21 protein-coding genes are annotated in these 23,588 nt (G+C 63.7%); 2 read left to right on the top strand and 19 right to left on the bottom strand.

The features are described 5' to 3' along the window. Nucleotide 1: 1 nt before the first annotated feature. Complete coding sequence (locus tag MHX66_RS06020) at nucleotides 2-643, bottom strand: YdcF family protein (RefSeq protein WP_239201172.1); 642 nt, start codon at nucleotides 641-643, stop codon at nucleotides 2-4. Between the two features lie 38 nt (nucleotides 644-681). On the opposite strand from MHX66_RS06020, the gene MHX66_RS06015 reads away from it, so the two are divergent. Then, the gene (locus MHX66_RS06015) at nucleotides 682-2,670 is read left to right on the top strand and encodes a TPM domain-containing protein (RefSeq protein ID WP_239201171.1); all 1,989 of its coding nucleotides are present in this window, start codon (nucleotides 682-684) and stop codon (nucleotides 2,668-2,670) included. Nucleotides 2,671-3,168: 498 nt separating this feature from the next. On the opposite strand, the gene MHX66_RS06010 is transcribed toward MHX66_RS06015, so the two are convergent. The 3 genes from MHX66_RS06010 to MHX66_RS06000 form a co-directional block, all read right to left on the bottom strand. Continuing rightward, nucleotides 3,169-4,794: an inorganic phosphate transporter gene (locus tag MHX66_RS06010; protein WP_370646279.1), complete on the bottom strand. Its 1,626-nt coding sequence runs from the start codon at nucleotides 4,792-4,794 to the stop codon at nucleotides 3,169-3,171. Nucleotides 4,795-4,983: 189 nt separating this feature from the next. Beyond that, complete coding sequence (locus MHX66_RS06005) at nucleotides 4,984-5,607, bottom strand: hypothetical protein (protein ID WP_239201170.1); 624 nt, start codon at nucleotides 5,605-5,607, stop codon at nucleotides 4,984-4,986. A gap of 2 nt (nucleotides 5,608-5,609) precedes the next feature. Continuing rightward, nucleotides 5,610-6,989, bottom strand: coding sequence for a glycine--tRNA ligase (locus tag MHX66_RS06000; RefSeq protein ID WP_239201169.1), 1,380 nt, complete (start codon nucleotides 6,987-6,989; stop codon nucleotides 5,610-5,612). A gap of 608 nt (nucleotides 6,990-7,597) precedes the next feature. Between MHX66_RS06000 and MHX66_RS05995 the strand changes: the two genes are divergently transcribed. Further along, nucleotides 7,598-8,029 carry a Fur family transcriptional regulator gene (locus MHX66_RS05995; RefSeq protein ID WP_297666311.1) on the top strand — a complete coding sequence of 144 codons (432 nt, stop codon included), beginning with the start codon at nucleotides 7,598-7,600 and terminating at the stop codon, nucleotides 8,027-8,029. Nucleotides 8,030-8,064: 35 nt separating this feature from the next. Here the strand turns inward: MHX66_RS05995 and MHX66_RS05990 are convergent, their stop codons facing one another. The 15 genes from MHX66_RS05990 to MHX66_RS05920 form a co-directional block, all read right to left on the bottom strand. Next, nucleotides 8,065-9,279 carry a VIT1/CCC1 transporter family protein gene (locus MHX66_RS05990; RefSeq protein WP_370646278.1) on the bottom strand — a complete coding sequence of 405 codons (1,215 nt, stop codon included), beginning with the start codon at nucleotides 9,277-9,279 and terminating at the stop codon, nucleotides 8,065-8,067. Next, on the bottom strand, nucleotides 9,276-10,001 hold the full coding sequence (locus tag MHX66_RS05985) for an isoprenyl transferase (protein ID WP_347934687.1): 726 nt from the start codon (nucleotides 9,999-10,001) through the stop codon (nucleotides 9,276-9,278). The genes MHX66_RS05990 and MHX66_RS05985 overlap by 4 nt, the downstream gene beginning before the upstream one ends. Nucleotides 10,002-10,058: 57 nt before the next feature. After that, the gene (recO, locus tag MHX66_RS05980; RefSeq protein ID WP_239201167.1) at nucleotides 10,059-10,808 is read right to left on the bottom strand and encodes a DNA repair protein RecO; all 750 of its coding nucleotides are present in this window, start codon (nucleotides 10,806-10,808) and stop codon (nucleotides 10,059-10,061) included. 48 nt (nucleotides 10,809-10,856) lie between these two features. Further along, a complete protein-coding gene (locus MHX66_RS05975; protein WP_239201164.1) occupies nucleotides 10,857-11,240 on the bottom strand; it encodes a DUF4282 domain-containing protein in 384 nt (127 codons plus the stop codon). 3 nt (nucleotides 11,241-11,243) lie between these two features. Beyond that, a complete protein-coding gene (locus MHX66_RS10630; protein WP_239201161.1) occupies nucleotides 11,244-12,005 on the bottom strand; it encodes a DUF4282 domain-containing protein in 762 nt (253 codons plus the stop codon). A 171-nt stretch (nucleotides 12,006-12,176) separates the two neighbouring features. Further along, entirely contained in the window at nucleotides 12,177-13,133 is a 957-nt protein-coding gene (gene era, locus MHX66_RS05965) for a GTPase Era (RefSeq protein WP_173362254.1), read from the bottom strand. 64 nt (nucleotides 13,134-13,197) lie between these two features. Further along, a complete protein-coding gene (locus MHX66_RS05960; RefSeq protein ID WP_239201159.1) occupies nucleotides 13,198-14,613 on the bottom strand; it encodes a hemolysin family protein in 1,416 nt (471 codons plus the stop codon). Nucleotides 14,614-14,652: 39 nt separating this feature from the next. After that, nucleotides 14,653-15,201, bottom strand: a complete 549-nt coding sequence (gene ybeY, locus MHX66_RS05955; RefSeq protein ID WP_005296353.1) for an rRNA maturation RNase YbeY — start codon at nucleotides 15,199-15,201, stop codon at nucleotides 14,653-14,655. 44 nt (nucleotides 15,202-15,245) lie between these two features. After that, entirely contained in the window at nucleotides 15,246-16,241 is a 996-nt protein-coding gene (locus tag MHX66_RS05950; protein ID WP_239201155.1) for a PhoH family protein, read from the bottom strand. Nucleotides 16,242-16,252: 11 nt separating this feature from the next. After that, nucleotides 16,253-17,071: a 16S rRNA (uracil(1498)-N(3))-methyltransferase gene (locus MHX66_RS05945; RefSeq protein WP_239201153.1), complete on the bottom strand. Its 819-nt coding sequence runs from the start codon at nucleotides 17,069-17,071 to the stop codon at nucleotides 16,253-16,255. A 3-nt stretch (nucleotides 17,072-17,074) separates the two neighbouring features. Continuing rightward, on the bottom strand, nucleotides 17,075-18,220 hold the full coding sequence (gene dnaJ / locus MHX66_RS05940; RefSeq protein ID WP_239201151.1) for a molecular chaperone DnaJ: 1,146 nt from the start codon (nucleotides 18,218-18,220) through the stop codon (nucleotides 17,075-17,077). An 80-nt stretch (nucleotides 18,221-18,300) separates the two neighbouring features. Further along, on the bottom strand, nucleotides 18,301-19,326 hold the full coding sequence (gene hrcA, locus MHX66_RS05935) for a heat-inducible transcriptional repressor HrcA (protein WP_239201150.1): 1,026 nt from the start codon (nucleotides 19,324-19,326) through the stop codon (nucleotides 18,301-18,303). Between the two features lie 43 nt (nucleotides 19,327-19,369). After that, nucleotides 19,370-20,653, bottom strand: coding sequence for a radical SAM family heme chaperone HemW (gene hemW / locus MHX66_RS05930; RefSeq protein ID WP_239201149.1), 1,284 nt, complete (start codon nucleotides 20,651-20,653; stop codon nucleotides 19,370-19,372). Nucleotides 20,654-20,692: 39 nt separating this feature from the next. Beyond that, entirely contained in the window at nucleotides 20,693-21,496 is an 804-nt protein-coding gene (locus tag MHX66_RS05925; RefSeq protein WP_239201144.1) for a hypothetical protein, read from the bottom strand. Nucleotides 21,497-21,618: 122 nt separating this feature from the next. Further along, nucleotides 21,619-23,457: a long-chain fatty acid--CoA ligase gene (locus MHX66_RS05920; RefSeq protein ID WP_239201200.1), complete on the bottom strand. Its 1,839-nt coding sequence runs from the start codon at nucleotides 23,455-23,457 to the stop codon at nucleotides 21,619-21,621. Nucleotides 23,458-23,588 lie beyond the last annotated feature (131 nt).

Here is a 23,588-nt window from a genome sequence, read left to right as displayed (position 1 = left end):
TCTACCGGCGCTTCTCTACTACCTCGTAGTACAGCATGCCCAACGTCTCGTGCAGGATCGAGTTGGCCTGCGACTTTCGGGTAAACACCGACGGCCCCTGGCGCGTGGGGCTCGCCCACGCATCCAATCCCTGATCGCGCACCATCCGGGTAGCTCGCAGCGAGTGCTCCGGATCCGTCACCACCACAGAAGTCCGCCAACCGTTTTCTCTCGCCACCTGCGCGAACGCCTCGGCGGACTTCAGCGTATCCGCGCCTTCTTCTACCGGCACCACCGCCGATTCCGGAATGTCGAAGTTCTCCACCAGGTAGTTCTTGCCCGCGGCCGCCTCGGTGTACAGGTCGCCCTCCGCCTTGCCGCCCACGGTGACGATCGTCGGCGCCACGCCCTGCTTGTACAGCTCCGCTGCGTGGTTCAGCCGCGAAGCAAACCAGTTCGTCGGATTGCCCGCGTACTGCGCCGCCCCCAACACAAAGATCGTGTCCGCCGGCCGCCTATCGTCCGACCGTGCGAAGTGCCACACCTGGAAAGCCGTCACTCCAAACACACCCGCCGCCACCAAGACGATGGTTAACAGCGCGATGAAGACATACTTCACCGCGCGCCTCACCGGATGTCGTGCATTAGCCATGCGCAAAACCATACGCGGTTTCCCCTGTATTTTTCGTTAAGGTGGGCTGTATGAAACCGACTTTTTCCACCACTCGCTTCCTGGCAATCCTAGCCGCCGGCGCCGTACTCGGATTTGGCTCTTTTCTTATTGACGCCCCCTCGGCCCCAGCCGCCACCGCCACCAGCGAGGTACAGCTGACCTCCCAGCTCGTTGACGAGTCCGGGGTGTTGTCTGAACAGGAAAAAGCGGACATTACGGCGTCATTAAAAGAAGCAACCAAAGAATCCGGCAAGAAGCTCTACATCGTCTTCGTCCCGACCGCACCAGGCGACATTACGACCATGGCCGAGCAGCTGCGGGAACAGGACGGCACCGACAACGTGATCGTGCTGGCAGTGGCCACCGAAACGCGGCAGATTGGCTACGCCGCCGGGGACAAGGTAAAGACGAGCGAGGCGGAGAAGCTGCAGGACGCGGCGCAAGACCACTTCGCCGACGACGACTGGGCCGGGGGCGCACAGGCGGCGGCGGACAAGCTGGCGGGCAAGACCTCCACGGCGTCGAAGGTGTGGATGGGCGCCGGAGCCGTCGGAGTGGTCGGCGCGGGGGCCGGTGCCGTTGTGTGGTCCCGCCGCAATAGGAAGAAGACGCACGCGCAGCAGCTGGAGACCGCCCGCGAAATCGACCCGGGCAACATCGACGACCTGTACGAGCAGCCTACTGAGGTGCTGCGCGAGCTGGCGGATGAGGAACTGCACAGTACCGATGAATCCATCCGTAAGGGCGACGAAGAGCTGGCCGTCGCGCGCGGAGAGTTCGGCGAGGAACGCACCCGCGACCTGGCTAAGGCGCTGCAGCACAGCCGCTCGACGCTGAACAAGGCTTATAGCATGAACGAGCGGCTACGCTCCGGGCTGGTGACAACCGAACCGGAGCAGCGCGACCTACTGATCGAGATCGTATCTACCTGCGGACAGGCAGACGACAACCTGGACGGGCAGGCCGCGCGCTTTGCCGAGCTGCGCCAGAAGCTGATGGATGCGCCCCAGCTGGTGGAGAAGCTCCGCCAGACCAGCATCAGCCTGCACAACCGCATTCCGAATGCGCGGGAGATCCTCAGCGACGCCATCACGCGCGTGGACCCGGCGCTGCTGGAATCCGTGCGCCACAACCCGGACGTGGCCGAGGACGAGCTGGCGGAGGCTGAGAAGGCGCTGGACTCCGCTCGTGGGCTGCTGGACAAGCCGGCCGGGCAGCAGGGCGGGCTGATCGACGCACTTGGTGCCGCGCGCATGGCACTCCAGCAGGCGGATTCGCAGCTGCTGGCCGTGGAGCGTGCGGAAGAGCATCTGCGGTCGGCACAATCCAACTTGCCTGCGCTGATCACCGAAGTGGAAGAGGAAATTTCGGAGGCCGGGCAGCTGGATAAGTCCGGCGCAGACCTGGACCGTGCGGCTTTGTACAAGGCCGTGGAGCAGGCCCGCGAGGCGCTGAAGAAGGCACGGGAGGAAGGTTCTTCGGATCCACTGGGTAGCTACTCCCAGCTGCTGGAGGCCGACGGTGTTCTGGATATTCAGCTGGACGAGGCGCGTGGCAAGGCCAGCGACTTTGCCCGCACCGTGGACATGGTGGACCGGACGGCCATGGATGCCGCCCAGCGGTTGGAGGCCGTGGAGGACCTGATCAGGAACCGCCGGCGGATCATCGGCGTGGATACGCGCACGGCGGCGCAGGCGGCGCGGGCTGCGTTGGATGAGACTGCGCAGCTGCGGACGGAGGATCCGAAGCGAGCGCTGCGGGCGGCCCAGCGAGCTAGCCAGCTGGCGCAGCAGGCCACTTCGCAGGCGCGCAAGGACATTGATGACTTCAACCGACGCAACAGCGGCTACGGCGGGTTCGGCGGTAGCGGCGGCAGCGGCAACTTTGTGACGGGCATGGTGCTGGGTTCGCTGCTGAGCGGCAACGGTGGCTTTGGTGGCGGCTTCGGCGGCGGCTTTGGTGGGGGCTTCGGCGGTGGAGGCGGGGGCTTCGGCGGCAGCGGCTCCTCCAGCTTCTAGCTACTGCTGACTACTAGCTAGCTCCAACTTCTAGCTAGGGCCGGGCCGATCGGCTGGCTGGGGCTCCTCCAGCTTCCAGCCGGGGCTTTTGTGCCCTCGGATTCCGCTAAATGTCGTTAAAGTGGGAATCCGTTGCTGGCACCCATTTCCACATATGTAAAACCGCAGGTCAGCGAGTTGCTGAAAAATTATAAGCCGGATTCAATTTTACAGATTCCCACTTTAACGACATTTACGCCTAGCACCACCCTTCAGATCCACCAGGACAGAGGATCCAAACCTCGGATCGACTCGAGCAGGCGCCCCCACATTCTGGCGCCCCCACATTCTCCGGGCAGCAAAAACGCCCGCCCAGAGGGGCGAGCGCCTTAAGTCAGCAATGCCGGGTCAGCCATCCGGGCCTGCAGTAACGCGCCAGCCAGTCGGGACGGGCCAGCAACTTCAGCCAGGCCGAGCCGAGTCAGCCAGCCGGGCTAAGCCAGCGGCAAGCAGTTTGCTTTAGAAGATCACGCGCAGGATAGCGACCGTACCACTGGAGATGATCGCGGCGGCCGGGAGGGTGATAACCCAAGCCAGGGCGATGGGCTTCATCAGACCCCAGTTTGCATCCTTGTTAACCAGGCCAACGCCCAGAACAGCACCGATCAGAATGTGGGTGGAGGAAACCGGCAGACCCAGTACGGACGCTCCCATAACCACGGCAGCTGCGGACAGCTCTGCAGCGAAGCCAGAGGCCGGGTGCATCTTGGTCAGGCCGGAGCCAACGGTGCGGATAACGAAGCGGCCAATGAACCACAGGCCAGCAATCAAGGCAACACCCATGGCAACCATGACCGGCAGGGCCACGGCGGATTCCTCAGAGATGGAGTTCGTCTTCAACACATCCAGCACTGCAACGAACGGTCCAAGCGCGTTAGCGATGTCGTTGGAGCCGTGGCTGAATGCGAAGGCGGATGCCGTGAACACCTGCAGCCAGCTGAACAGCAGGAAGGTCGAACGGCTCAGAGCCTGCTTCTTCAGAGTGCGGGAGAAGATGTAGACAGCCATCCAGACGACAGCTGCAATCATGCCCATGATCAGGAAGTTGCCCAGGCTGGACAGCTCCAGGTTCAAGTTCTTCAGACCCTTGAACAACATCATCGCGGAGATGATGATGGAACCACCAGCAGCCAGCAGCGGCACCCAGGTATCCAGGGCGTGGTGCGCCTCAACCTCGTCGATGGACCTATTGATGCGGTGCAGCTTCTTGTAGTAGTCGGACTCCAGGTCCTCCTCGGTATAGCCGTGCTCGCGCATCGTGGTCGAGTCACGGATCATCGAATCGGTCAGAGCCAGCTGCTCTTCCTCGCTGAGCTTGCCGAAGGCGATCTTGTGCTGAATGTTCAGCTCCTTCTTTTCCTTCTTGATCTCTTCGAGGCGCTGATCCGCCTGCTCGTTGTAGACCAGAATGCCGCGCTTAATCGAGCCATACAGAAGGTAGGCAACTACTCCGCCCAAAGCCGGGGACAGAACCCAGGAGATGGCGATCATGCCAACTTCGCTCCACTGGACCATAGACCAGCCACCGCTGCCGGTAATGAAGCCAACGGTCAGAGCCGCACCGACGATACCGCCAACAATGGAGTGGGTGGTGGACACCGGCCAACCCATGCGGGTCGCCAACAGCAGCCACACAGCCGCACCCAGCAGGGAGGCCATCATGATGTAGGCGAAGTCCATCGGGTCGAGGTGGTCAATAGCGCCCAGGTCAACAATGCCGGAACGTACCGTATCCGTAACCTCACCACCGGCCAGCACAGCACCGGAGACCTCGAAGATGGCGGCCACGACCAGGGCCTGCTTCATGCTCAGCGTGCCCGCACCCACGGAAGTACCGAAGGAGTTCGCGACGTCATTACCACCGATGTTGAACGCCATGAACACGGCGAAGATGATGGTGGTCAGCAGCACGATCAAGCTGGCGTCGTCGCCAACGTAGTCGTGCGCCCACAGGCTGAAGGTCACCAGGGTGATGGCCATAAGGCCACCGAAGAACAGGTGCCACCAGGTATTATTCTCGTTCTCGGGCACTGGGGTGATGCCCGTGGCCGACAATGGCGCGGCCGTTTCGGTTGTCGTCGACAAGATTCCTCCAAAACATCAAGATGTCAGACAGAAACACCTTGTCCGATGGAGGTAAAAAGAACGGGCTTTAATAATAAACAAGAGGTTAACGAGGGTTGAACTCTTGCTACCTATTTAGTTTGGTCAAACCCTCGACAGACGGTTTCGACCGATCCAAACCCAGCTACCTACCAACCCCAATCCGGCGTTTTAGATAAACCCAATCCAGTAGAGCACCACGATCGGGATGCACAGCAGCAGCGCGATGGTGATCGCCCACGAAGAGCTGATCATCCGCGTCTCCATGCACAGCCGCGCCGCCCAGGAAATGAACACGCGCACGTCGATCGGCAGCTTCTCCCCCGCGCCTTCGAACTCGACGTGCAGGTTCCGCAGGCCGCGGTTCTCGCTGGTGAACTGCCCCACCTTCTCGCCGTCGATGTCCAGCACGAAGTTCTTCTTGGTCTCCGCGATGATCGTCACGTGGTGCCGGTCGGCCTGTACCTCGTAACGGTCCGACTTGCCGAAGCTCTTGCCGTTGCCGGTCACCGTCCAGGTGCCCGTCTGGGTCGTCGCCGAGGCAGTGCAGCCATTCTTTGTGACGCCACCGCCGCGCGACTCACCGTCAGCGGCATCGTCGGCAGCCGAGGCGCCACTACTGGCGTTGGTGCCGTCGGGGCCGTGCAGCTGCCACGTGTCGCCGCCGAAGCGGATGTTGGTGACGCCGCGCTCGTCGGCGAACTCCGCCACCTTCACAAGGTCATTGCTGGGACCTTCGTAGATGGGGAACGTGTGCCCGTCACTCGGCAGGCCCCAGCGAATGTCACTCGACATACTTAGCAGCCCGCCAGTCGCTCAGCGAAGTAGCTCTGCAGATCCTCGATCTTGATGCGCTCCTGCTCCATCGTGTCGCGCTCGCGCACAGTCACGGCGTTGTCCTCGAGGGTGTCGAAGTCGACGGTGACGCAGAACGGCGTGCCGATCTCATCCTGGCGACGGTAGCGGCGGCCGATAGCGCCGGAGGTGTCGTAGTCCACGTTCCAGAAGCCGCGCAGCTGGTCGGCGATCTTCTCCGCGGTCGGCGTCAGCGTCTCCTTCTTGGACAGCGGCAGAACTGCGATCTTGACCGGAGACAGACGGCGGTCCAGCTTCAGCACCGTGCGGGTGTCCGTGCCACCCTTCGCATTCGGTACTTCTTCTTCCGTGTAGGCGTCAACAAGGAAGGCCATCATCGCACGACCAAGACCGGCGGCGGGCTCGATGGTGTACGGGATCCAACGCTCGTCCGCAGCCTGGTCGTAGTAGCTGAGGTCCTCGCCCGAGCCCTCGGAGTGAACGCGCAGGTCGTAGTCGGTGCGGTTGGCCACGCCCTCGAGCTCGCCCCATTTGGAGCCGTTGAAGTGGAAGGCGTACTCCACGTCCACGGTGCGCTTGGAGTAGTGGGACAGCTTCTCCTTCGGGTGCTCGTAAAGGCGCAGGTTATCGGGGTTAATACCCAGGTCGATGTACCACTGGTGGCGATCATCGATCCAGTACTGGTGCCACTCTTCGTCCTCGCCCGGCTTGACGAAGAACTCCATCTCCATCTGCTCGAACTCGCGGGTGCGGAAGATGAAGTTACCCGGGGTGATCTCGTTGCGGAAGGACTTACCAACCTGCGCGATACCGAACGGCGGCTTCTGGCGGGAGGTAGTCATCACGTTCTTGAAGTTCGTGAAGATACCCTGCGCGGTCTCCGGGCGCAGGTAGTGCAGACCCTCCTTGTCATCCACCGGACCCAGGAAGGTCTTCAGCAGACCGGAGAAAGCCTTCGGCTCGGTCCAGGCGCCCGGCTGGCCGGTCTCCGGATCGTTGATGTCGGCCAGGCCGTTTGCCGGCGGGTGGCCGTGCTTCTCCTCGTAAGCCTCCAGCAGGTGGTCGGCACGGTAACGCTTGTGAGTGTGCAGGGACTCAACCAGCGGATCCGTGAACACCTCAACGTGGCCGGAGACCTCCCAGACACGCTTCGGCAGGATCACGGAGGAATCCAGGCCGACGACGTCGCGGCGGGAAGTAACCATGTGGCGCCACCACTGGCGCTTGATGTTCTCCTTCAGCTCCACACCCAGCGGGCCGTAATCCCAGGCAGAGCGGGTGCCACCGTAGATCTCGCCGCAGGGATACACCAGCCCCCTGCGCTTGGCTAGGTTGACGACGGAATCAATGGTGCTTGCCATGGTTGGCGTGTCTCCTTGGTCGAGGTGTTCGTGCAAGAAATGCAGGTTTCGCTTTCCAGCTATTGTGCCCAACATTCTAACCCGTTCAAGGTGAAAGCCCACTGTCGGGGTGGGGCGCCTGGCATGTCGCTGCGATCACCGCTGCGGGCGGCCGAAGGGGCGTCATTAAAAATGGGTGAAGATAAAAAAGAACCCGCGGTTAGGGGGGGGTAAATACCGCGGGTTCCGGCCGCGCTTTCCTCATAAAGAGAATGGGGCCTGTTCCCTTTAGCTGGAAGCTGCGAAGGGGGGGATTACGCACGCTCCCAAGGGAACTGCCTTAAATCTAGCCCGGGGGTTTCTAGAAAGTCAAGCGTCCGGAGCACATTAGTTTGGGCAAATTTTCTGGCCCGCCAGCGTTGCGCTTGAGGCTTGGGTCGGGTGGCCTCCACACCGCTTGCATAGCGTTCTGAACCGACTTATCGAAAGCTTATTGAAAATTGGCGGCAAGATCCCTAATGTGAGTAGTTACCGCAGGTTGACTGCTGCAGAAGCAATATTAGTTAGCCACACAGCGCACGTTTGAAGCACATTCAAAGCACTTTTAGAGCACAAGGAGCAAGCTCACCGTGAGCACCCCAGCTACCAACAAAATTCCCAAGATCGGCCAGCGCAACACCCGCCAACGACGCGCTGTGGCGGAGCTACTGGAAGGGCTCACCACGTTTTGCAGTGCCCAGGACATCCACCAGAAGCTCGTAGCTCAGGACCACAAGGTCGGCCTGACCACCGTGTACCGAACGCTGCAGCAGATGGCGGAAGCCGGCGCGATCGATACGCTCTACGACGATACCGGCGAGACCCTCTACCGTGCCTGTGCCACCGACGATCACCACCATCACCTTGTGTGCACCTCCTGTCGCCGGACCGTGGAGATCGACGGCGGCCCCGTCGAAGACTGGGCCGCAGAGACCGCCAAGAAGTTCGGCTACGAAAAGTCCGGCCACACCGCCGAGATCTTCGGCCTGTGCGGGGACTGCCAGAAGAAGTCCGCTAGCTAGCCAGCAGCCAGCTAGCCGCGGGCTCAGATCTAGAACTAAACGTTGAACAACGAGCCGAGCAGGTACGTCGCCCCGGCGGCGCCGAAACCAATGAGCAATTGACGCAAGGCGCGTCGCCCCGGCTCCACGCCAGACAACAAGCCCACCACAGAGCCGGTAAACATCAAGGCCAACCCCACCATCACGCATGAGACAATCGCCGCGGTGGAACCGGAGAGGCCGAAGATATACGGCAGCACCGGGATCAGAGCGCCGACCGCGAAGCAGAAGAAGCTGGAGACCGCAGCGGACAAGCCGGAGCCGCCATCCTCGTGTTCGGGAGCCGCGTGCTCCACCATGCTCTCCCCGGCGCCCTGCGCGGAAACGGTACCGACCTTCTCTGCATCGAAGGCCTGCTCCCCCACCGGCTGGTTCGTCTCGATGATCGAATCGAAAACGCGGCGGGCACGGTCGGCGGCCTCCTGTTCGCTCATGCCGCGGGCGCGGTACACCAGCGCCAGCTCGTTCTGGTTCACGTCCAGGTTCGGCAGCGAACGGCTGGCGTTCGGGTCCGGGGCGTTCGCGCCCAGCAGCTCCTTCTGCGAGGTCACGGACACGTACTCGCCCGCGGCCATCGACAGCGCGCCGGCCAGTAGGCCAGCGATACCGGTGACCAACACCAGGTGCGAGGATCCACCCGTGCCGACCATGCCCAGCACCAGCGCCAGGTTTGAAACCAGGCCATCGTTCGCGCCGAAGATCGCCGCGCGGAAATCCCCAGACATGCGGGCGCGCCCGCGTGCGGCCAAGCCACGGACGACCTCGGCGTGAATCGCCTCGTCCGCCGCAAGCTGGTCGTCAGCGTCATCATCAGAAATGTATTCGTTGCGCTGCTCCGAGGATTGCATCAGAGCCAGCACGAATACCGAACCGAAGCGCCGTGCCATCCACGCCTTCATGCGGGTATCCAGGCTTGCCTTGCGCGGCAGGCCCACGTATTCGCCGAGGCGGTTCTTCCAATAGGCCTCGTGGCGCGCTTCTGCCTCCGCAAGCCCCAGCAGGATGGCGCGCTCCTCGCCGGTCTTCTTGCGCGCCAGCTCGCGGTACACGGCTCCCTCAGCGCGCTCGTTGGCCAGGTACTGCTGCCAGCGTGCGATCTGACGCTTCGTCGGCTGTGGCTGCTCGGCCTGTTCGGCCTGGCTTATCTGCCCGGCCTGCTCCTCGGGCTGCTCGGCGGCATCCGCCCCGTTTGCACCGGTCACGTCGCTCACTTCACACCTCCAAAGCGCCTATCGCGCTTCGCAAACTCTAGCACCGCCGCGCGCAGGTGATTCGGCGTGTAATCCGGGAACAGCACATCCTGGTACACCATCTCCGCATAGGTGGACTGCCAGGGCAAGAAGTTTGAGGTTCGTTTCTCGCCCGACGGCCGCAGAAACAGATCCACGTCCGGCATGTCGGGTTCGTCCAGGTAGCGGGCGAACGTCTTCTCGTTCACCTGCCGGGGCTTCAACTTCCCAGCCTTCACGTCCTCGGCGATCCAGCGCGCCGCATCCGCGATCTCCGCTCGGCCACCGTAATTCACGCACATGCCCAAGGTCATGGTCGTGTTGTTTTTTGTCAGCTCCTCGGCTGCCTCCAGCTCTGAGATCACTGTGCGCCACAGGCGCGGGCGGCGGCCCACCCAGCGGATCCGCACCCCGAGGCTGTTCAGGTAGTCGCGCTGGCGACGCAGCACGTCGCGGTTGAAGCCCATCAAAAAGCGCACCTCATCAGCCGAACGGCGCCAGTTTTCGGTGGAGAACGCATAGGCGGAGAGGTAATCCACCCCAAGCTCGATGCATTCCTCTACCAAAGACATCAGCACAGCCTCGCCGCGGCGGTGCCCCTCAGTGCGGACCATGCCGCGTTCCTCAGCCCAGCGCCCGTTGCCGTCCATTACCAGCGCGATGTGCTTCGGACGGAGCTCCGGCGGAATCTCGGAACGGTCCACGTGCGGATATTCAGTGCTACTCACCCGTACTATCTTGCCACACGCGCACCATTGCCCCTATAGCGCTGCGTAAGCCGGGCAGCCTACTTCCAGCTGCTGCCGCACGTGGGCCAGCAGCAGGCGGTGCGATTGTGCCGCGATGTCTTGCCCCTGCTCGTCGCGCAGTATTTGGGCTGCTTGTTCGTGACGCCCCTTCTTCAGCAGCCACAGGGCATGTACCGCCGCCGACGGCGGCGTGAACGCGCCCGGGGGCCTGCACGTCACGCACACCGCACCCCCGGCGCCTGGGTGAAACGCCCGGTGGGGGCCGCGCTTGCCGCACTGCGCACAGTCGACCAGGCTGGGCTCCCAGCCGGCGACCTCCAGGCCATGAAGCACGAACTCGTCGGCCACGCTGACCGGAGGGAGGGCTGAGGTGGTTAATTGCTGGAGTGCGGCGTCCAGAAGAAAAAAGATCGAGTGCGCCGACGACGGCTCAGCGGCAAAGACCTGGGCCATCTCCAACATCGCCGCCCCCGCGTAGAAGCGATCGACATCCGCGACGATGGGCGAGGCATAGGTGGCGACGGTGGCGGCATCGGTGACGTTGGCCAACGAACGGCCGGGGTAAATCTGCACGTCAACGCGGGAGAAGCGGTCCAGGCGGGCGCCAAAGCGCGAACGGGTCTTGCGGATTCCCTTGGCTACGGCGCGGATCAGGCCATTGTCCTTGGTGAGCAGGACGAGGATCAGGTCGGCCTCACCCAACTTGTAGGTGCGAAGCACAAAGGCCTCGTCCCGAAAGCTGGGACGAGACCTTCTACTCATAGGCAGCAAGTATAGCGCTTGCCCGAAAGTGCTCGAGCTAAGCCAAAGCTAAACGGACATACCCCGCTGCTTGATGCGACTCCACGCGGCCGCAGTGTTGGTCAGTGCCGCGAAGACCTCCAGGGAAATGCGGATAACCGCCAAGTTAGCGATCGACTGAACGATCGTAATCAAGGTGGAGATCAGCTTGCCAGGAACGGAATCGCCAGTACTGAAAGAGTATTCCACGTTGTTCGCTCCTTGGCTGGAGCCCTGACTGTAAGCAGAGAATTCGAAAATGCTAAGGCTAGTCCATGTACTGATCAGTGAAAACACCATGTACAGACCGATCACGATCATGGCGATGATGTACAGCACTCGCAGAAACGACCGAGTCGTGTACTTCTGAAAGTTAACGTCGAAGAGCCCGGAAAGAAAGGATTCGTTTCCCATTGGCTAGCTCCCGTTGGTCGAAGTACGCGCCTGTCGCTCGTCGATGGACTGCACCGACTGCGCAGTGCGGATGATGGACACAGCGACCTCCAGACCAACGCGGTAAAACGCCAGCCACGCAACAGCACCGAGGAGCACCAGCGGGATACCGATGAGCACCAGGACAATTGCGGAAGCGTCCTGCGCCATCGCAGCCAAGAAGCCGATGACAGCCAGCAGCACGAATAGGCCGACGACGATCATCAACAGGATGTACAGCACCTTCACCACCGACGGGGTGGCGTAACGGGTGAAGCTGAAGTCGAACAGAGCAGAGAAGAAACCGTCGTTTTCGGTACCCGTCGAGTTCGCCATCTGCTGGTTCGGGTAGGCCTGGAAGCCGGCCGCGCCCTGCGGCTGGTTCTGCTGACCCCAGGGTTCCTGCTGGCCGAACTGATTCTGGCCGAACTGATTCGTGTCGTACTGGTTCGTATCGTACTGACTCGGCTGGCCGTAGGAGCTCGGCTGAGAGTACTGATCCTGCTGGCCAAACTGATCCTGGCCGAACTGGTCCTGGCCATAGGAACCGTACTGGCCCTGGCCGTACTGGCCGAAGCCCTGGGAGTAGTCCTGCGTCTGGTCCTGTCCGGAACCGTTGTTCAGGCCGCCGTTGTCGGCTGCACCGTTGTTTGCAGTGCCGTTGTCGCCAGCACCATTGCTGCCAGCGCCGTCCGCCGAGTGCTTGCCGGAATCATCGGAACCATAGGGGTTAGACGGGGTTGTCACTAGTAGCCCTTCCTAGCGGCGCAGAACGTGCGCCTGGTTAGGGGCGCACCATGCGCCACGAATGTACAAGATCAAGGTCTAGACCAACCTATCGCACTTCGCCTCCGCGCACCGGCTCAGCACCAAGAAAATCGGTCAAGCCCAGTTCAGGCCCAGGTCAAGACCAAACCGCTAGAACCCCATCCGCCCAAGCTGCTTCGGGTCCGACTGCCAGTTCTTCGCCACCTTAATGTGCACGTCTAGGTAGATGTTTTGATCCAGCATCTTCACGATTTCCAGCCGCGAGCGGTGGACGATGCGCGACAGGCGCCGCCCGTCTTTGCCCCGCAGAATCGCCTTCTGGCCTTCGCGCTCCACGTAAATCACCGCGTGCACGTCCAGCACGCCCTCGCGCTGCGGGTTCGGCACAACCTCCTCGATCTGCACGGCCACGGAGTGCGGCAGCTCGTCGTGCAGCCCCTCCAGCGCGGCCTCGCGGATCAGCTCGGCCATGCGGGTATCGCGGTCGTCGTCGGTCACGTGGTCGTCCGGGTAGAACTTCGGCCCTTCCGGAAGCTGGTCGCGCAGCACGTCCAGCAGCACGTCCAGCTGCACCTGCTTGGTGGAGGAAACCGGCACCACGTCCGCCCCATCCAGCAGTTCGTGTAGCGCCAGCAGCTGCGCGCCGACCTGGTCCTTGGAGACCTTGTCTAGCTTCGTCACCACACCGATCAGCGGGGTTTTCGGCGCGACGGAACGCACGGCGTCCACAATCCAGCGATCCCCCGGGCCGATCTTCTCGTCCGCGGGCACGCACATGGCGATGACGTCCACATCCGAGTACGTCTCTTTAACTACCTCGTTCAGCCGCTCGCCAAGCAGCGTGCGGGGGCGGTGCAGGCCGGGGGTGTCCACCAAAATGATCTGGGCGTCCTCGCGGTGGACAATGCCACGGATCGGGTGGCGCGTGGTTTCCGGCTGGTCGGCGGTGATGGCGATCTTCTCCCCCACCAGCGCGTTCGTCAGGGTGGACTTGCCGGTGTTTGGGCGACCGACGAAGCTGACAAACCCGGAGCGGAAGCCCTCGGGCGCACGGTATTCCTCCGGCACTTCCATCTCTTCGGGTGCCACGCCCGCCCCTTCGGGCATTCCCGCGCCCGGGTCGAAGGGATCTTCGGGGATGTAAGGATCGTTCATGGTCATCAAGTATCCCTTATTGCTGTGCTTTATCGCTAACGCTCTTATCTTGGGGTTTATCTTGGCCACTGTTTCTTGTGGACGCCGCCACGGCCGTCCCTTCCGCAGCCCCACCATCGCGACCAGCATCACCAGTGCCTTCCACCTGCTGCTCGCGGGCCACCACGGCGGTACGGATCTTCACGCGCCCACGGCGGTCGCGCCCTCCCTCGTAGCGGACATGCAGACCGGCGGTGGAAATCTCCGCCCCCGGAATCGGCACCCTGCCCAGCTCGAAGGCCCCCAGCCCATAGACGGTATCCACTTCCTCGTGCTGCTCCTCGCTGAACTCCACATCCTCGAATAACCCCTCGAGTTCCCCCAGCGACAGGCGCGCCTGCACTCGGTAGCTGCCGTCCTCCAGCGGCTCTATCGGCGCCTGCTCCGACGTGTCGTATTCGTCGGTGATCTCGCCGACGATTTCCTCCAGGATGTCCTCAATCGAGATCAGCCCCGCCACTGCACCGTATTCGTCGATGAGCATGGCGATGTGGATTTGGTCGCGCTGCATGTCCTCCAGCAGGTCGTCCAGCTTCTTCGAGTCCGGCACGAACACGGCAGGCCGCATGCAGTCCCGCACGCGGATGGAGCTGCCGCCGTCGGTCATGTGATAGGTCTCCGCGATGAGGTCTTTGAGGTAAATGACGCCCACAATGTCGTCCACGTCATCGCCCACCACAGGCAGGCGGGAAAGACCGGTGCGCACACACAGGCTGGTGGCTTGGCCGGCGGTCTTGTCGGCCTCAATCCACACCATCTCGGGACGCGGCACCATCACGGAGCGTGCCGAGGTGTCGGCAAGGTCGAAGACGGATTGGATCATCCGCCGCTCGTCCATCTCCACCACACCTCGTTCGGAGGCGATGTCCACCATCTCGCGCAGCTCGATTTCGGAGGCGAAGGGGCCGTTGCGGAAACCCCGGCCGGGTGTGAGCACGTTTCCGGCGCCGACCAACAGCTTGGCGATGGGGCCCAGTAGCTTGGATAGGCCCAGCAGGATCGGGGCGGTCGCCAGGCTAATGGTGTACGGGTTCTGCCGGCCGAGCGTGCGGGAGAGCACGCCGATCAGGATGAACGTCAGCAGCGTGACGATCACGATGGCGGTGGCGAAAGCCCAGCCGCGCGAGCCCATCAGCTCCACACACGCGGCGGCGGCCAGCACCGCGCCGGAGACCTCGCAGATGGTGCGGAGCAGCACCAGCAGGTTGATGTGGCCAGCCCGCCCCTCGAGCACCCGCTCCAGCCGGGCCGCGCCCGGGCGATCCTCCTTTACCAGGTTCTCCACCCGCGCCGCGGAGAGCGAGGACACTGCCGTTTCCACCAGCGACAGCACACCTCCGAGGAAGAGCGCAAGGATCGCGAACGGGATGGATAAGGGGATGTCGATCGTCATCTTTCGAAGCTTCTAGGTCTTCCTGGGTTTGGGTGGGTGCTAGTTCTGGGTATCGTCGCGGTCCGCGGCGCTGGGGAAGGCCCCGGCGCCGGTTGGCTTCGGGGCGAAGCTCACGCCGCGCTCCTCCTGGGAGTCGTACCAGTTCGCCAGGATCTCATTCTGCAGGGCGAACATCTTCTGCTCGTCCTCCGGGGTGACGTGGTCGAAGCCCAGCAGGTGCAGCACCCCGTGGACGGTCAGCAGGTCGAGCTCGTGAGCCAGGGAGTGGCCCGCACGGGTCGCCTGCCCTTCGGCAAAGTCTGGGCACAGCATGATGTCGCCCAGCATCGCCGGCGAGGGTTCCGCAGCATCCTTGCGGCCCCAACCTGGCGTCAATTCGTCCATAGGAAAGCTCATCACATCGGTAGGGCCGGGCAGATCCATCCACCTGACGTGCAGGTCCTCGATGGTTTCCAGGTCCACGATGTGGATAGATAGCTCGGCGGCCGGGTGGACGTCGAGGGTCCACAGGGCGTAGCGGGCGACGTCGATCAGCTCTTCCTCGTTGACCTCGCCGCGGCCGGATTCGTTAAAAACTTCGATGCTCATTGGGTGCTTGCCTTTGGTAGTTCGTGCTTGCCGCTAGATTTCCGTTAAATTTCATTGTCCAGCTCGTAGGTGCCATAGGCCTCCACGATCTTGGAGACCAGCCGGTGGCGCACCACGTCGTCGGAATCCAAGTTGATGATCGAAACGCCATCCACGCCCTGCAGAACCTGGCGGGCAACCTTCAGGCCGGATTCCTGGCGGTTCGGTAGGTCCACCTGGCTCAGGTCGCCGGTGACCACCATCTTGGAGCCAAAGCCCAGGCGGGTGAGGAACATCTTCATCTGCGCCGGGGTGGTGTTCTGCGCCTCGTCCAGAACCACAAAGGAATCGTTGAGGGTGCGGCCGCGCATGTAGGCCAGGGGCGCAACTTCGATCACACCGGTATCCATCAGCCGGGGAATCGTCTCCGGATCCACCATTTCCCGCAGCGCATCGTGTAGCGGGCGCAAGTAGGGGTCGATCTTGTCGCTCAGCGTGCCGGGCAGAAAGCCCAGCTTCTCCCCCGCCTCCACTGCCGGGCGGGTCAGGATGATGCGATTAACGTCCTTGGCCTGCAGTGCCTGCACAGCCTTGGCCATCGCCAGATACGTCTTACCGGTACCGGCCGGGCCGATGCCGAACACGATCGCGTCCTCGTCGATGGCGTCCACGTATTCCTGCTGGCCGGGAGTCTTCGGGCGGACCGTCTTGCCACGATAGGAGACGATGGGTGCGGAATCGCTGCTGGAAACCAGCGCGGGGGCTTGCTCCTCCACCAGGGTGATCGCGCGCTTCGTGGCGGCCGGATCCACCGCATGGCCGCGGCTAACCAGGTTGATCATCTCCTGCAACACCCGGCGCGCCTGGGAGACCTCGGAGGCCTCGCCGCGGATCGTCACGCGGTTGCCACGGGTCAGGATGTCCGCGTCGAAGGCGTGCTCCAGCACCCGCAGGTTCTCATCTGCCGGTCCGGCGACGGCCAGAACCGATTCCGGGTCGAGCTCCACGGTAGAGCTGGCTACGCGGGGGCGCGGCGACCTAGCGGAGTTGGGTGACGTCATGTGTATCGATCCTACCGCCAACGGTCCGTAACAGCGCCGATGGCTCCCAGCGCGACGGCGGCTGCGGTGGCGGTACGCAAAACCTCCGGCCCCAGGCGAACCGGGGTGGCCCCCAGCTGCTCGAACTCGGCGAGTTCCTCCGGGCTGATGCCGCCCTCGGGGCCGACGACGAGGGCAATCTCGGTTGCGGCAGCTTCGCTGCCGTTAGCGCTGGCGGTATTCACCGCCGCGGTGACGGCCGCGGGCAGCGGCTCGGTGGCTTCCTCGTGCAGCACCAGCACGCGGACGGTGCTGGTGCCGCTGCCGCTGCCACCGCCGACGCCGCTCGCAGCGGTGCCGGCCTCCCCCAGCCCCAGCACCCGCGCCAGCTCCTGCGGGCTGCGCACCAGCTGGGTAACCTCCGGGATCTGCAGGCGCCGGGACTGCTTGGCGGCCGCGCGGGCCGCGTTCTCCCACTTCGCGTGCGCCTTGGCCTCCTTGCCGTCCCACTTGGCGATAGCCCTGCGGGCGGCCCACGGCACAATCCGATTCGCGCCCGCCTGCACCGCCAGATCCACGGCCAGCTCCGCCCTATCGGACTTTGGGATCGCCTGCACCACCGTCACCCGCGGGTGCGGGGTGGGCAGCTCAAGAATGTCGGCGACCTCCACGGTGGCGTCACCAAGAAAAGAACCTTGCACGGCGCGCGCAGCGCCATCGGTGACGACCAACCCCTCTCCCACCTCGAGGCGCTTGACGGAAGCGTGCTTGGCCTCCGCGCCGGTCAGGCGGAAACGATCCCCGACCGCGACCGGCTCAGGGATGGGGTGGATGAACACCGGATCCGTCATGGGTTAGCGGCCAAACTTCGAGCGCAGGCGGGAGAAGAAGCCGCTGTGGGACTCGTCCTTCGAGGCCACGCCAGCGTTCTGGGAGCTGGCCTCGCGCAGCTTCTCCAGCAGGTCGCGCTGCTTGTGGTTGAGGTCGGTGGGGATCAGGACCTCCACGTGGGCGATCAGGGAACCGTGGCCCTCGCGGCGCAGGTGCGGCATGCCCTTTTCGGACAGGCGGATGGTGGCATCCGGCTGGGTTCCCGGCGCGATGTCGACGGTTGCGATGGAATCGTCCAGCAGCTTGACCTCCACGGAGGTACCCAGGGCGGCGTCCACCGCCGGCACCTGCAGGTTCACGTGCAGGTCGTCGGATTCGCGGATGAAGTACGGGTGCTCGGTGGTGTGCACCTCCACGTACAGGTCGCCTGCCGGGCCGCCGCCCGGGCCGACCTCACCCTTGCCGCTCATGCGCAGGCGCATGCCGTCGGAAATGCCGGCGGGGATGGAAACCTTGAGGGTCTGGCGGTCGCGCACACGCCCGTCGCCTGCGCAGTTTTCACAGGGATCCTGGATAACCTCGCCCGTGCCCGCACAGCGGTGGCAGGCGCGGCGCACCTGCACGCGGCCCAGCATGGAATTCTGCAGCTCCATAACCTCGCCTGCGCCCTGACAGGTCGGACAGGTCACCGGCGCGGCCTTGGAGGCCGAGCCCGAGCCGTCGCACACGTCGCACAGCACGGCGGTTTCCACGGTGATCTCGCGGTCGATGCCCGCGTAGATCTCCTCCAGCGTGGCCTCCAGGTGCACCAGCGCATCGTTGCCGCGGCGCACGCGGGACTCGCGCGGGCCACGTGCGCCGCCGCCACCGCCGAAGAATGCGTCGAAGATGTCGCCCAGGCCGCCGCCGGAGAAGCCCCCGAATCCACCGGCACCCGGCTGGCCGAAGCCCTGCTCCTCCGGGTCGCCACCAGCGTCCACGATCTGGCGCTTCTGCGGGTCCGTCAGTACCTCCTGGGCCAGGGAGGCCTCGCGGAACTTCTCCGCAGCCTCCTCGGAGGGGTTGACGTCCGGGTGGTACTTGCGCGCCAGGCGGCGGTACGCCTTCTTAATTTCGGCGTCCGTAGCGTCGCGATCCACACCGAGGATTCCGTAATAGTCTCGAGCCACGTTCAGCGGGTCCTTTTCACGTCTATCTTGAAGCTGCTTGCAGTCTTTAGTGCTTAACCAACTGCACTATCCTACTATTCCTACTCCTCGCTCAAAATCCGCGAGACGTAGTGCGCCACGGCGGTCACAGAAGAAATGGTGCCGGAGTAGTCCAGGTGGGTTGGCCCCACCACTCCCATTCCGCCGAGCACCGCGTTGGCGTTGCCGTAGCCTGTGGATACAACGGAGGCGCCGCGCAGCTCCTCGTCCTCGTTCTCCTCGCCGATGCTCACCTGCACCTGCAGGTCGCGCACGCTATTGAGCAGCTTCAGCACCACCACCTGCTCTTCCAGCGCCTCCACCACGGGGTTGAGCTCGCTGGTACGCATCAGGTTGGGCGTGCCCGCCAGGATCAGCCGGTCGTTTGGGCGCTCCAGCAGGGTCTCCACCAATACGGTCGTCACCACGAGTGCCACGTCGCGCAGCTCCTCGGGCATGCTGTTGCCCTTGGCCTCGTTGGCCAGGGCGGCGATGTTCGTGCATGCGTCGTCCAGGGTGCGCCCCACCATCGCGGAGTTCACCAGGTCGCGCAGCCGCGGCAGGTCGTCGTCGCTGATCGGCTGGCCTAGATCCACGTTGCGCTGATCCACGCGCCCGGTGTCGGTGATCAACACCAGCAAGATGCGGTGGCTGCCCAGCTTCACCAGCTCGCAGTGCTTAACCCGCCCGCGCCGCAGGTCCGGCATCTGCACCACGGCCACCTGGCGGGTCAGCTGGGATAGCAGCTGCACGCTGCGGCGCAGCACGTCCTCTAGGTCCACGCCGTGTTCCAGGAAGTCCAGAATCGCGCGGCGCTCCGGGGCGCTCAGCGGCTTGACCTCGTTGATGCCGTCCACGAAGCGACGGTAGCCCTTCACCGTGGGGATGCGTCCGGAGGAGGCGTGCTGCTGGGTGATGTAGCCCTCGGCCTCCAGCACCGCCATGTCGTTGCGGATCGTCGCGGAGGAAACACCCAGCTGGTGCTTATCCACCAGCATCTTCGAGCCCACCGGTTCGTGCGAGGCGATGAAGTCGCTGACGATCGCCCGCAGCACCTGGTTCCTTCTGTGTTCAGTTCCGCTCGACAAATCCTTCACTCCTCGCGTGAGTCCGATTAGCCTCTAATAGCCCTTAAAGCCCGAGCGCCAACACGATGTCCGTGACGATCCCGTCGGCCAGGTAGCGCCCTTTATCCGTCAATCTTAGGCGCTCACCGTGTTTATCCAGCAGCCCCAGTCCCGTGTAGCGCTCGATCACCTGTCCCAGCTCGGCGTTCCGGGCGGGGTTAGCATTCTGAGCGCTGCGAGCACTGCGAGCACCGTCGGTTCCGTCCACCAGCTCTTCCAGATCCAGCCCCTCGGCCAGCCGCAGCCGCAGCATCACCTGTTCTGTGCGCAGGTCGTCGTCGCTGAGGCGCTCGGTCGTCACCACCGCCCCTGGCACGGGTAGGCCGTCCTTTCCTATTGACGCCCCTTCGGCCTCACCCAGCAGCCCATTCCAATAGGTCGCCGGACGCTTCGCATTCACCAACCTCACCAGCCCTGACTCGCTGTGCCCTTCCCCGCGCAGCCGCACACATCCGTGGGCGCCGGGGCCTGCTCCCCACCACTGCCCGGAGCGCCAATAGATCAGGTTGTGCTGGCATTCGCCGCCGGGTTTGGCCCAGTTAGAGACCTCGTACCAGTTAAATCCGGCATCCCGCAGGCGGGCGTCGATGGCGTCATAACGATCCGCCAGGGTGTCCTCATCCGGGGCGGGCAGCTCGCCGCGCCGCACCTTGCGCGCCATGGCCGTGCCGTCCTCCACGATCAGGGAGTAGGCGGAGACGTGGTCGACGTCTGCCTCCAGTACCGCGTCGAGGGTGCGCTGCAGGTCGTCGTCGGTCTCGGTGGGGGTGCCGTAGATGACGTCGAGGTTGATGTGCTCGAAACCGGCCCGCTTGGCCTCGCGGGTGGCCTCAATCGGGCGGCCTGGGGTGTGCTGGCGCTCCAGCACCTTCAGCACGTGCCCCATCGCGGACTGCATGCCCAAGGAGATACGGTTGAAGCCGGCCTCGCGCAGGCCTGTGAAGAACTCCGGGCTGGTGGATTCCGGGTTGGCCTCAGTAGTGACCTCCGCGTCCGCCGCCAACCCCACCGTGCGACGGGCGGCGTTCAGCGCCCGGGCCAGCCCCTCGTGCCCCAGCATGGAAGGCGTGCCGCCACCGAAGAAGACAGTCTGCACCTCGCCGGGGTAATCCCACACCTCGGCGGCAATCTCTAGCTCGCGTTCCAGGGCATCCAGGTAGCCGGGGATGGTGTTGCCCTCTACAGCGCCGCCGTCGGCCGCGCTGAGCTCCTGCGGGGTGTAGGTGTTGAAATCGCAGTAACCACAGCGGGTGGAGCAAAAGGGAACGTGGATATAAAGGCCATGCATACTACGTGCATAATACTAGCAGTGCTGGCGGTCCTGGCGCTAGACCGCAGTGCCGCGCTTGCGCCGCTGCAGGCGGCCGACGATCTCCTCGACCCGGGCGCGCTCTGCCAGGAACTCCGGCGGCGCCTCGCCGCGCATACCCGCGGCCAACTCCGGCTGGCGGGCGATAACCTCCCGCCAGTGGCCCACCAGCTCGATGGTGCGCTGCTCGGCCTTCACGTATGCCTGCGGCAGCAGCACGGACTGGGATTCCAGGGCGCACTGCGTCTGGTTGATCACCCAGTCCTCCACCTCGCGCAGGTCCGCGCGGATACGCTCGGCCTGCTCGCGCAGCCACATGCGCCAGGAGGCCGTGGAGGCCATCGTCGCCGGCGCCTGCTCGGTGGAAGTATCAGCGAACTCCGCGCCACGGGCACTGCGAGGGTCGCTGGCGTCGGCGGCGGCTGGGGTGGTGGCGTCAGAAAGAGAACGGCGGGCGGACGCGCCGGGCTTCTTGTGCATAAAACTCAAGGTGCGGCCGGGGTGCGGGTAGTCGCTGCCGTGCGCAACGCTGCCGCCGAGGGCGCGAGGGGTGCGTGACGGGGTCACGCCGGACATGCTGCCGGCGCGCACGCCGGAGACGAAAGCCTGGCGCAGGCCGTTGAGCTCGGACAGGCCGGGGCGCACTTCGGCGCGCCCCTCCGCGACGATCTCTTCCAGCTCCAGCAGGCAGTCTTCTGCAAGGTCGGCATCCCAATCGGCAATAGCCTGGGAGACGTGGTTGATGTAATCGGCGATCTCGTCGCCGATATCGTAGATATTTTGGGTGAGCTCGCGAACGCGCAGGGCAGCATCGTAGTGCACGCGTTCTCCTCTCCCCTGGGCCCGTCACGCCCATGTGTTGGTTGATACCGCAGACAACTCTAAAACAAGAACACCGGCCACGCGCGGAGGCGTGGCCGGTGTCGGGGAGCGGATTTCTTAACTTACTTTGAGTTGTAGATCCAGGCGATATCGTCGGCGAAGTTCTTCGCCACGACGAAGCGCTTCAGCTTCAGCGACGGGGTAACCTCGTCGTTCTCCTCAGTGAAGTCGCGGTGGACGATACGGAACTTCTTGATGCCCTCAGCGTGGGAGACCGTGGCGTTGGCCTCGTTGATCGCATCCTGAATCTCGGAGCGCAGGACCGGGTTTTTCGCCAGCTCGCGGATGGAAACATTCTCGGCGATGCCGTTGTTTTCCTTCCACTTCTTGGCAGCCTCCTCGTCCAGGGAGATCAGGGCGCCGACGAACTTCTGATCGTCGCCGACAACCATGGCCTGGGAGATCAGAGGAGCGGAGCGCAGGATGTCCTCCATCGGGCCGGGCGAGACGTTCTTGCCGCCGGCGGTGACGATGATTTCCTTCTTGCGTCCGGTGATCTTCAGGTGGCCAGCGGGAAGCAACTTACCCAGGTCGCCCGTGCGGTAGAAGCCGTCCTCATTGAAGGCTTCCGCAGTAGCTTCCTCGTTCTCCCAGTAGCCGGCGAAAACCATGTCGCCCTTCAGTAGGATCTCGCCGTCGTCGTCAATCTTGACGGTGATGCCACCCAACGGACGGCCGACGGTGCCGATGATGTTATCCGGGGCGAAGTTGGTGCAGGCTGCGGCGGTGCACTCGGTCAGGCCATAGCCCTCGTACAGATTCACGCCCACGCCACGGAAGAAGTGCATGAGCTCCGGGTTCAGTGCGGAGCCACCAGAGATGGCGTAATCCAGCTCACCGCCCATGGCCTCACGGACCTTGGAATAGACCAGCTTGTCGCCGATAGCGCGGTTGATTTTCTGCTTCAGCGTCGGCCCCTCGTCGGTATCGAGCGCCTTCGAGTAGTCGACTGCGGCGCGCTCTGCGAAGTTGAAGATCTTAGCCTTGACGCCGCCGCCCTCCGTGGCCTTGGACTTCACGCCCGCGTGAACCTTTTCAAAGATGCGCGGAACAGAGCAGATCAGGTTCGGCTTGGTGCGCTGGAACTCGGCAACCAGGGTGCTCATGTCGCTCCAGTGGGTCTGGGTAGCGCCGCCGACGGTGGCAGCGTGTGCCATTGCGCGGGAGAACACGTGAGCCAGCGGCAGGAACGTCAGCTTGCGGTAACCGAATGAAGCAGCACGGCCGACTGGGTGGGTCAGGATGGCGCGAGCCTCAGCCAGCCAGTTGTGGTGGGTCAGCTTGCAGCCCTTCGGGCGGCCGGTGGTGCCGGAGGTGTAAACGATGGAGGCGACGTCATCGTGGCGGGTGTTGGCGATGCGCTCTTCCAAGACGTCCTGCTCGATGCCGGCTTCCTTGCCGTCGTTAACCAGGATGTCGATGGCGCCGCTGTTGATCTCCAGCACGCGGTTGAGGTGCGCGGACTTGTCGCCCTCCGGGCGGTCGCCTTCCTTCACGAAGGTCTTCAGGCGGGTGGTGTGGCCGGACTTTTCAGCGATGGCCAGCTTCGCGCCGGAGTTGCCCACGATCCACTCGCACTGGGAGGTGGAGGAGGACGGGTAGATCGGCACGGTGATGCCGCCGGCAGCCCAGATGCCGTAGTCGAGCACGGTCCACTCGTAGCGAGTGTCGGACATGATGACCACGCGGTCGCCCTGCTCGATGCCGTTGGCAACCAGGCCCTTGGCCACTGCGTAAACGTCGTCCAGGAACTGGGAGACGGTGACGTCCACCCAATCGAAGTTCTTCGGACGCTTAAACAGCACCCCGTCCGGGGACTCGGCGCCAAGGTCACGGACTGCCGTTAGGCAGGTCTCGTGCTCGTCGATCGTGTACAGGGCTTCAGAGGTGTACTCCGTCATGCTGCTCCCTTTGCTCATGTCCTGACAGTTGCCTGACCTGGGTTTTTACGTGAATAACGGGCGCAATTTCGGTCGCTGCGCCCGTAGCCTCAACGTGACTTATACTTCTACAACCATATATGAGTGGTGTG

Source organism: Corynebacterium sp. ACRPH (genome assembly GCF_022347285.1).
In the GTDB taxonomy this organism is placed as follows: domain Bacteria; phylum Actinomycetota; class Actinomycetes; order Mycobacteriales; family Mycobacteriaceae; genus Corynebacterium.
The sequence above is the reverse complement of the archived record's forward strand: the minus strand, read 5'-3'. Positions and strand labels throughout refer to the sequence as shown.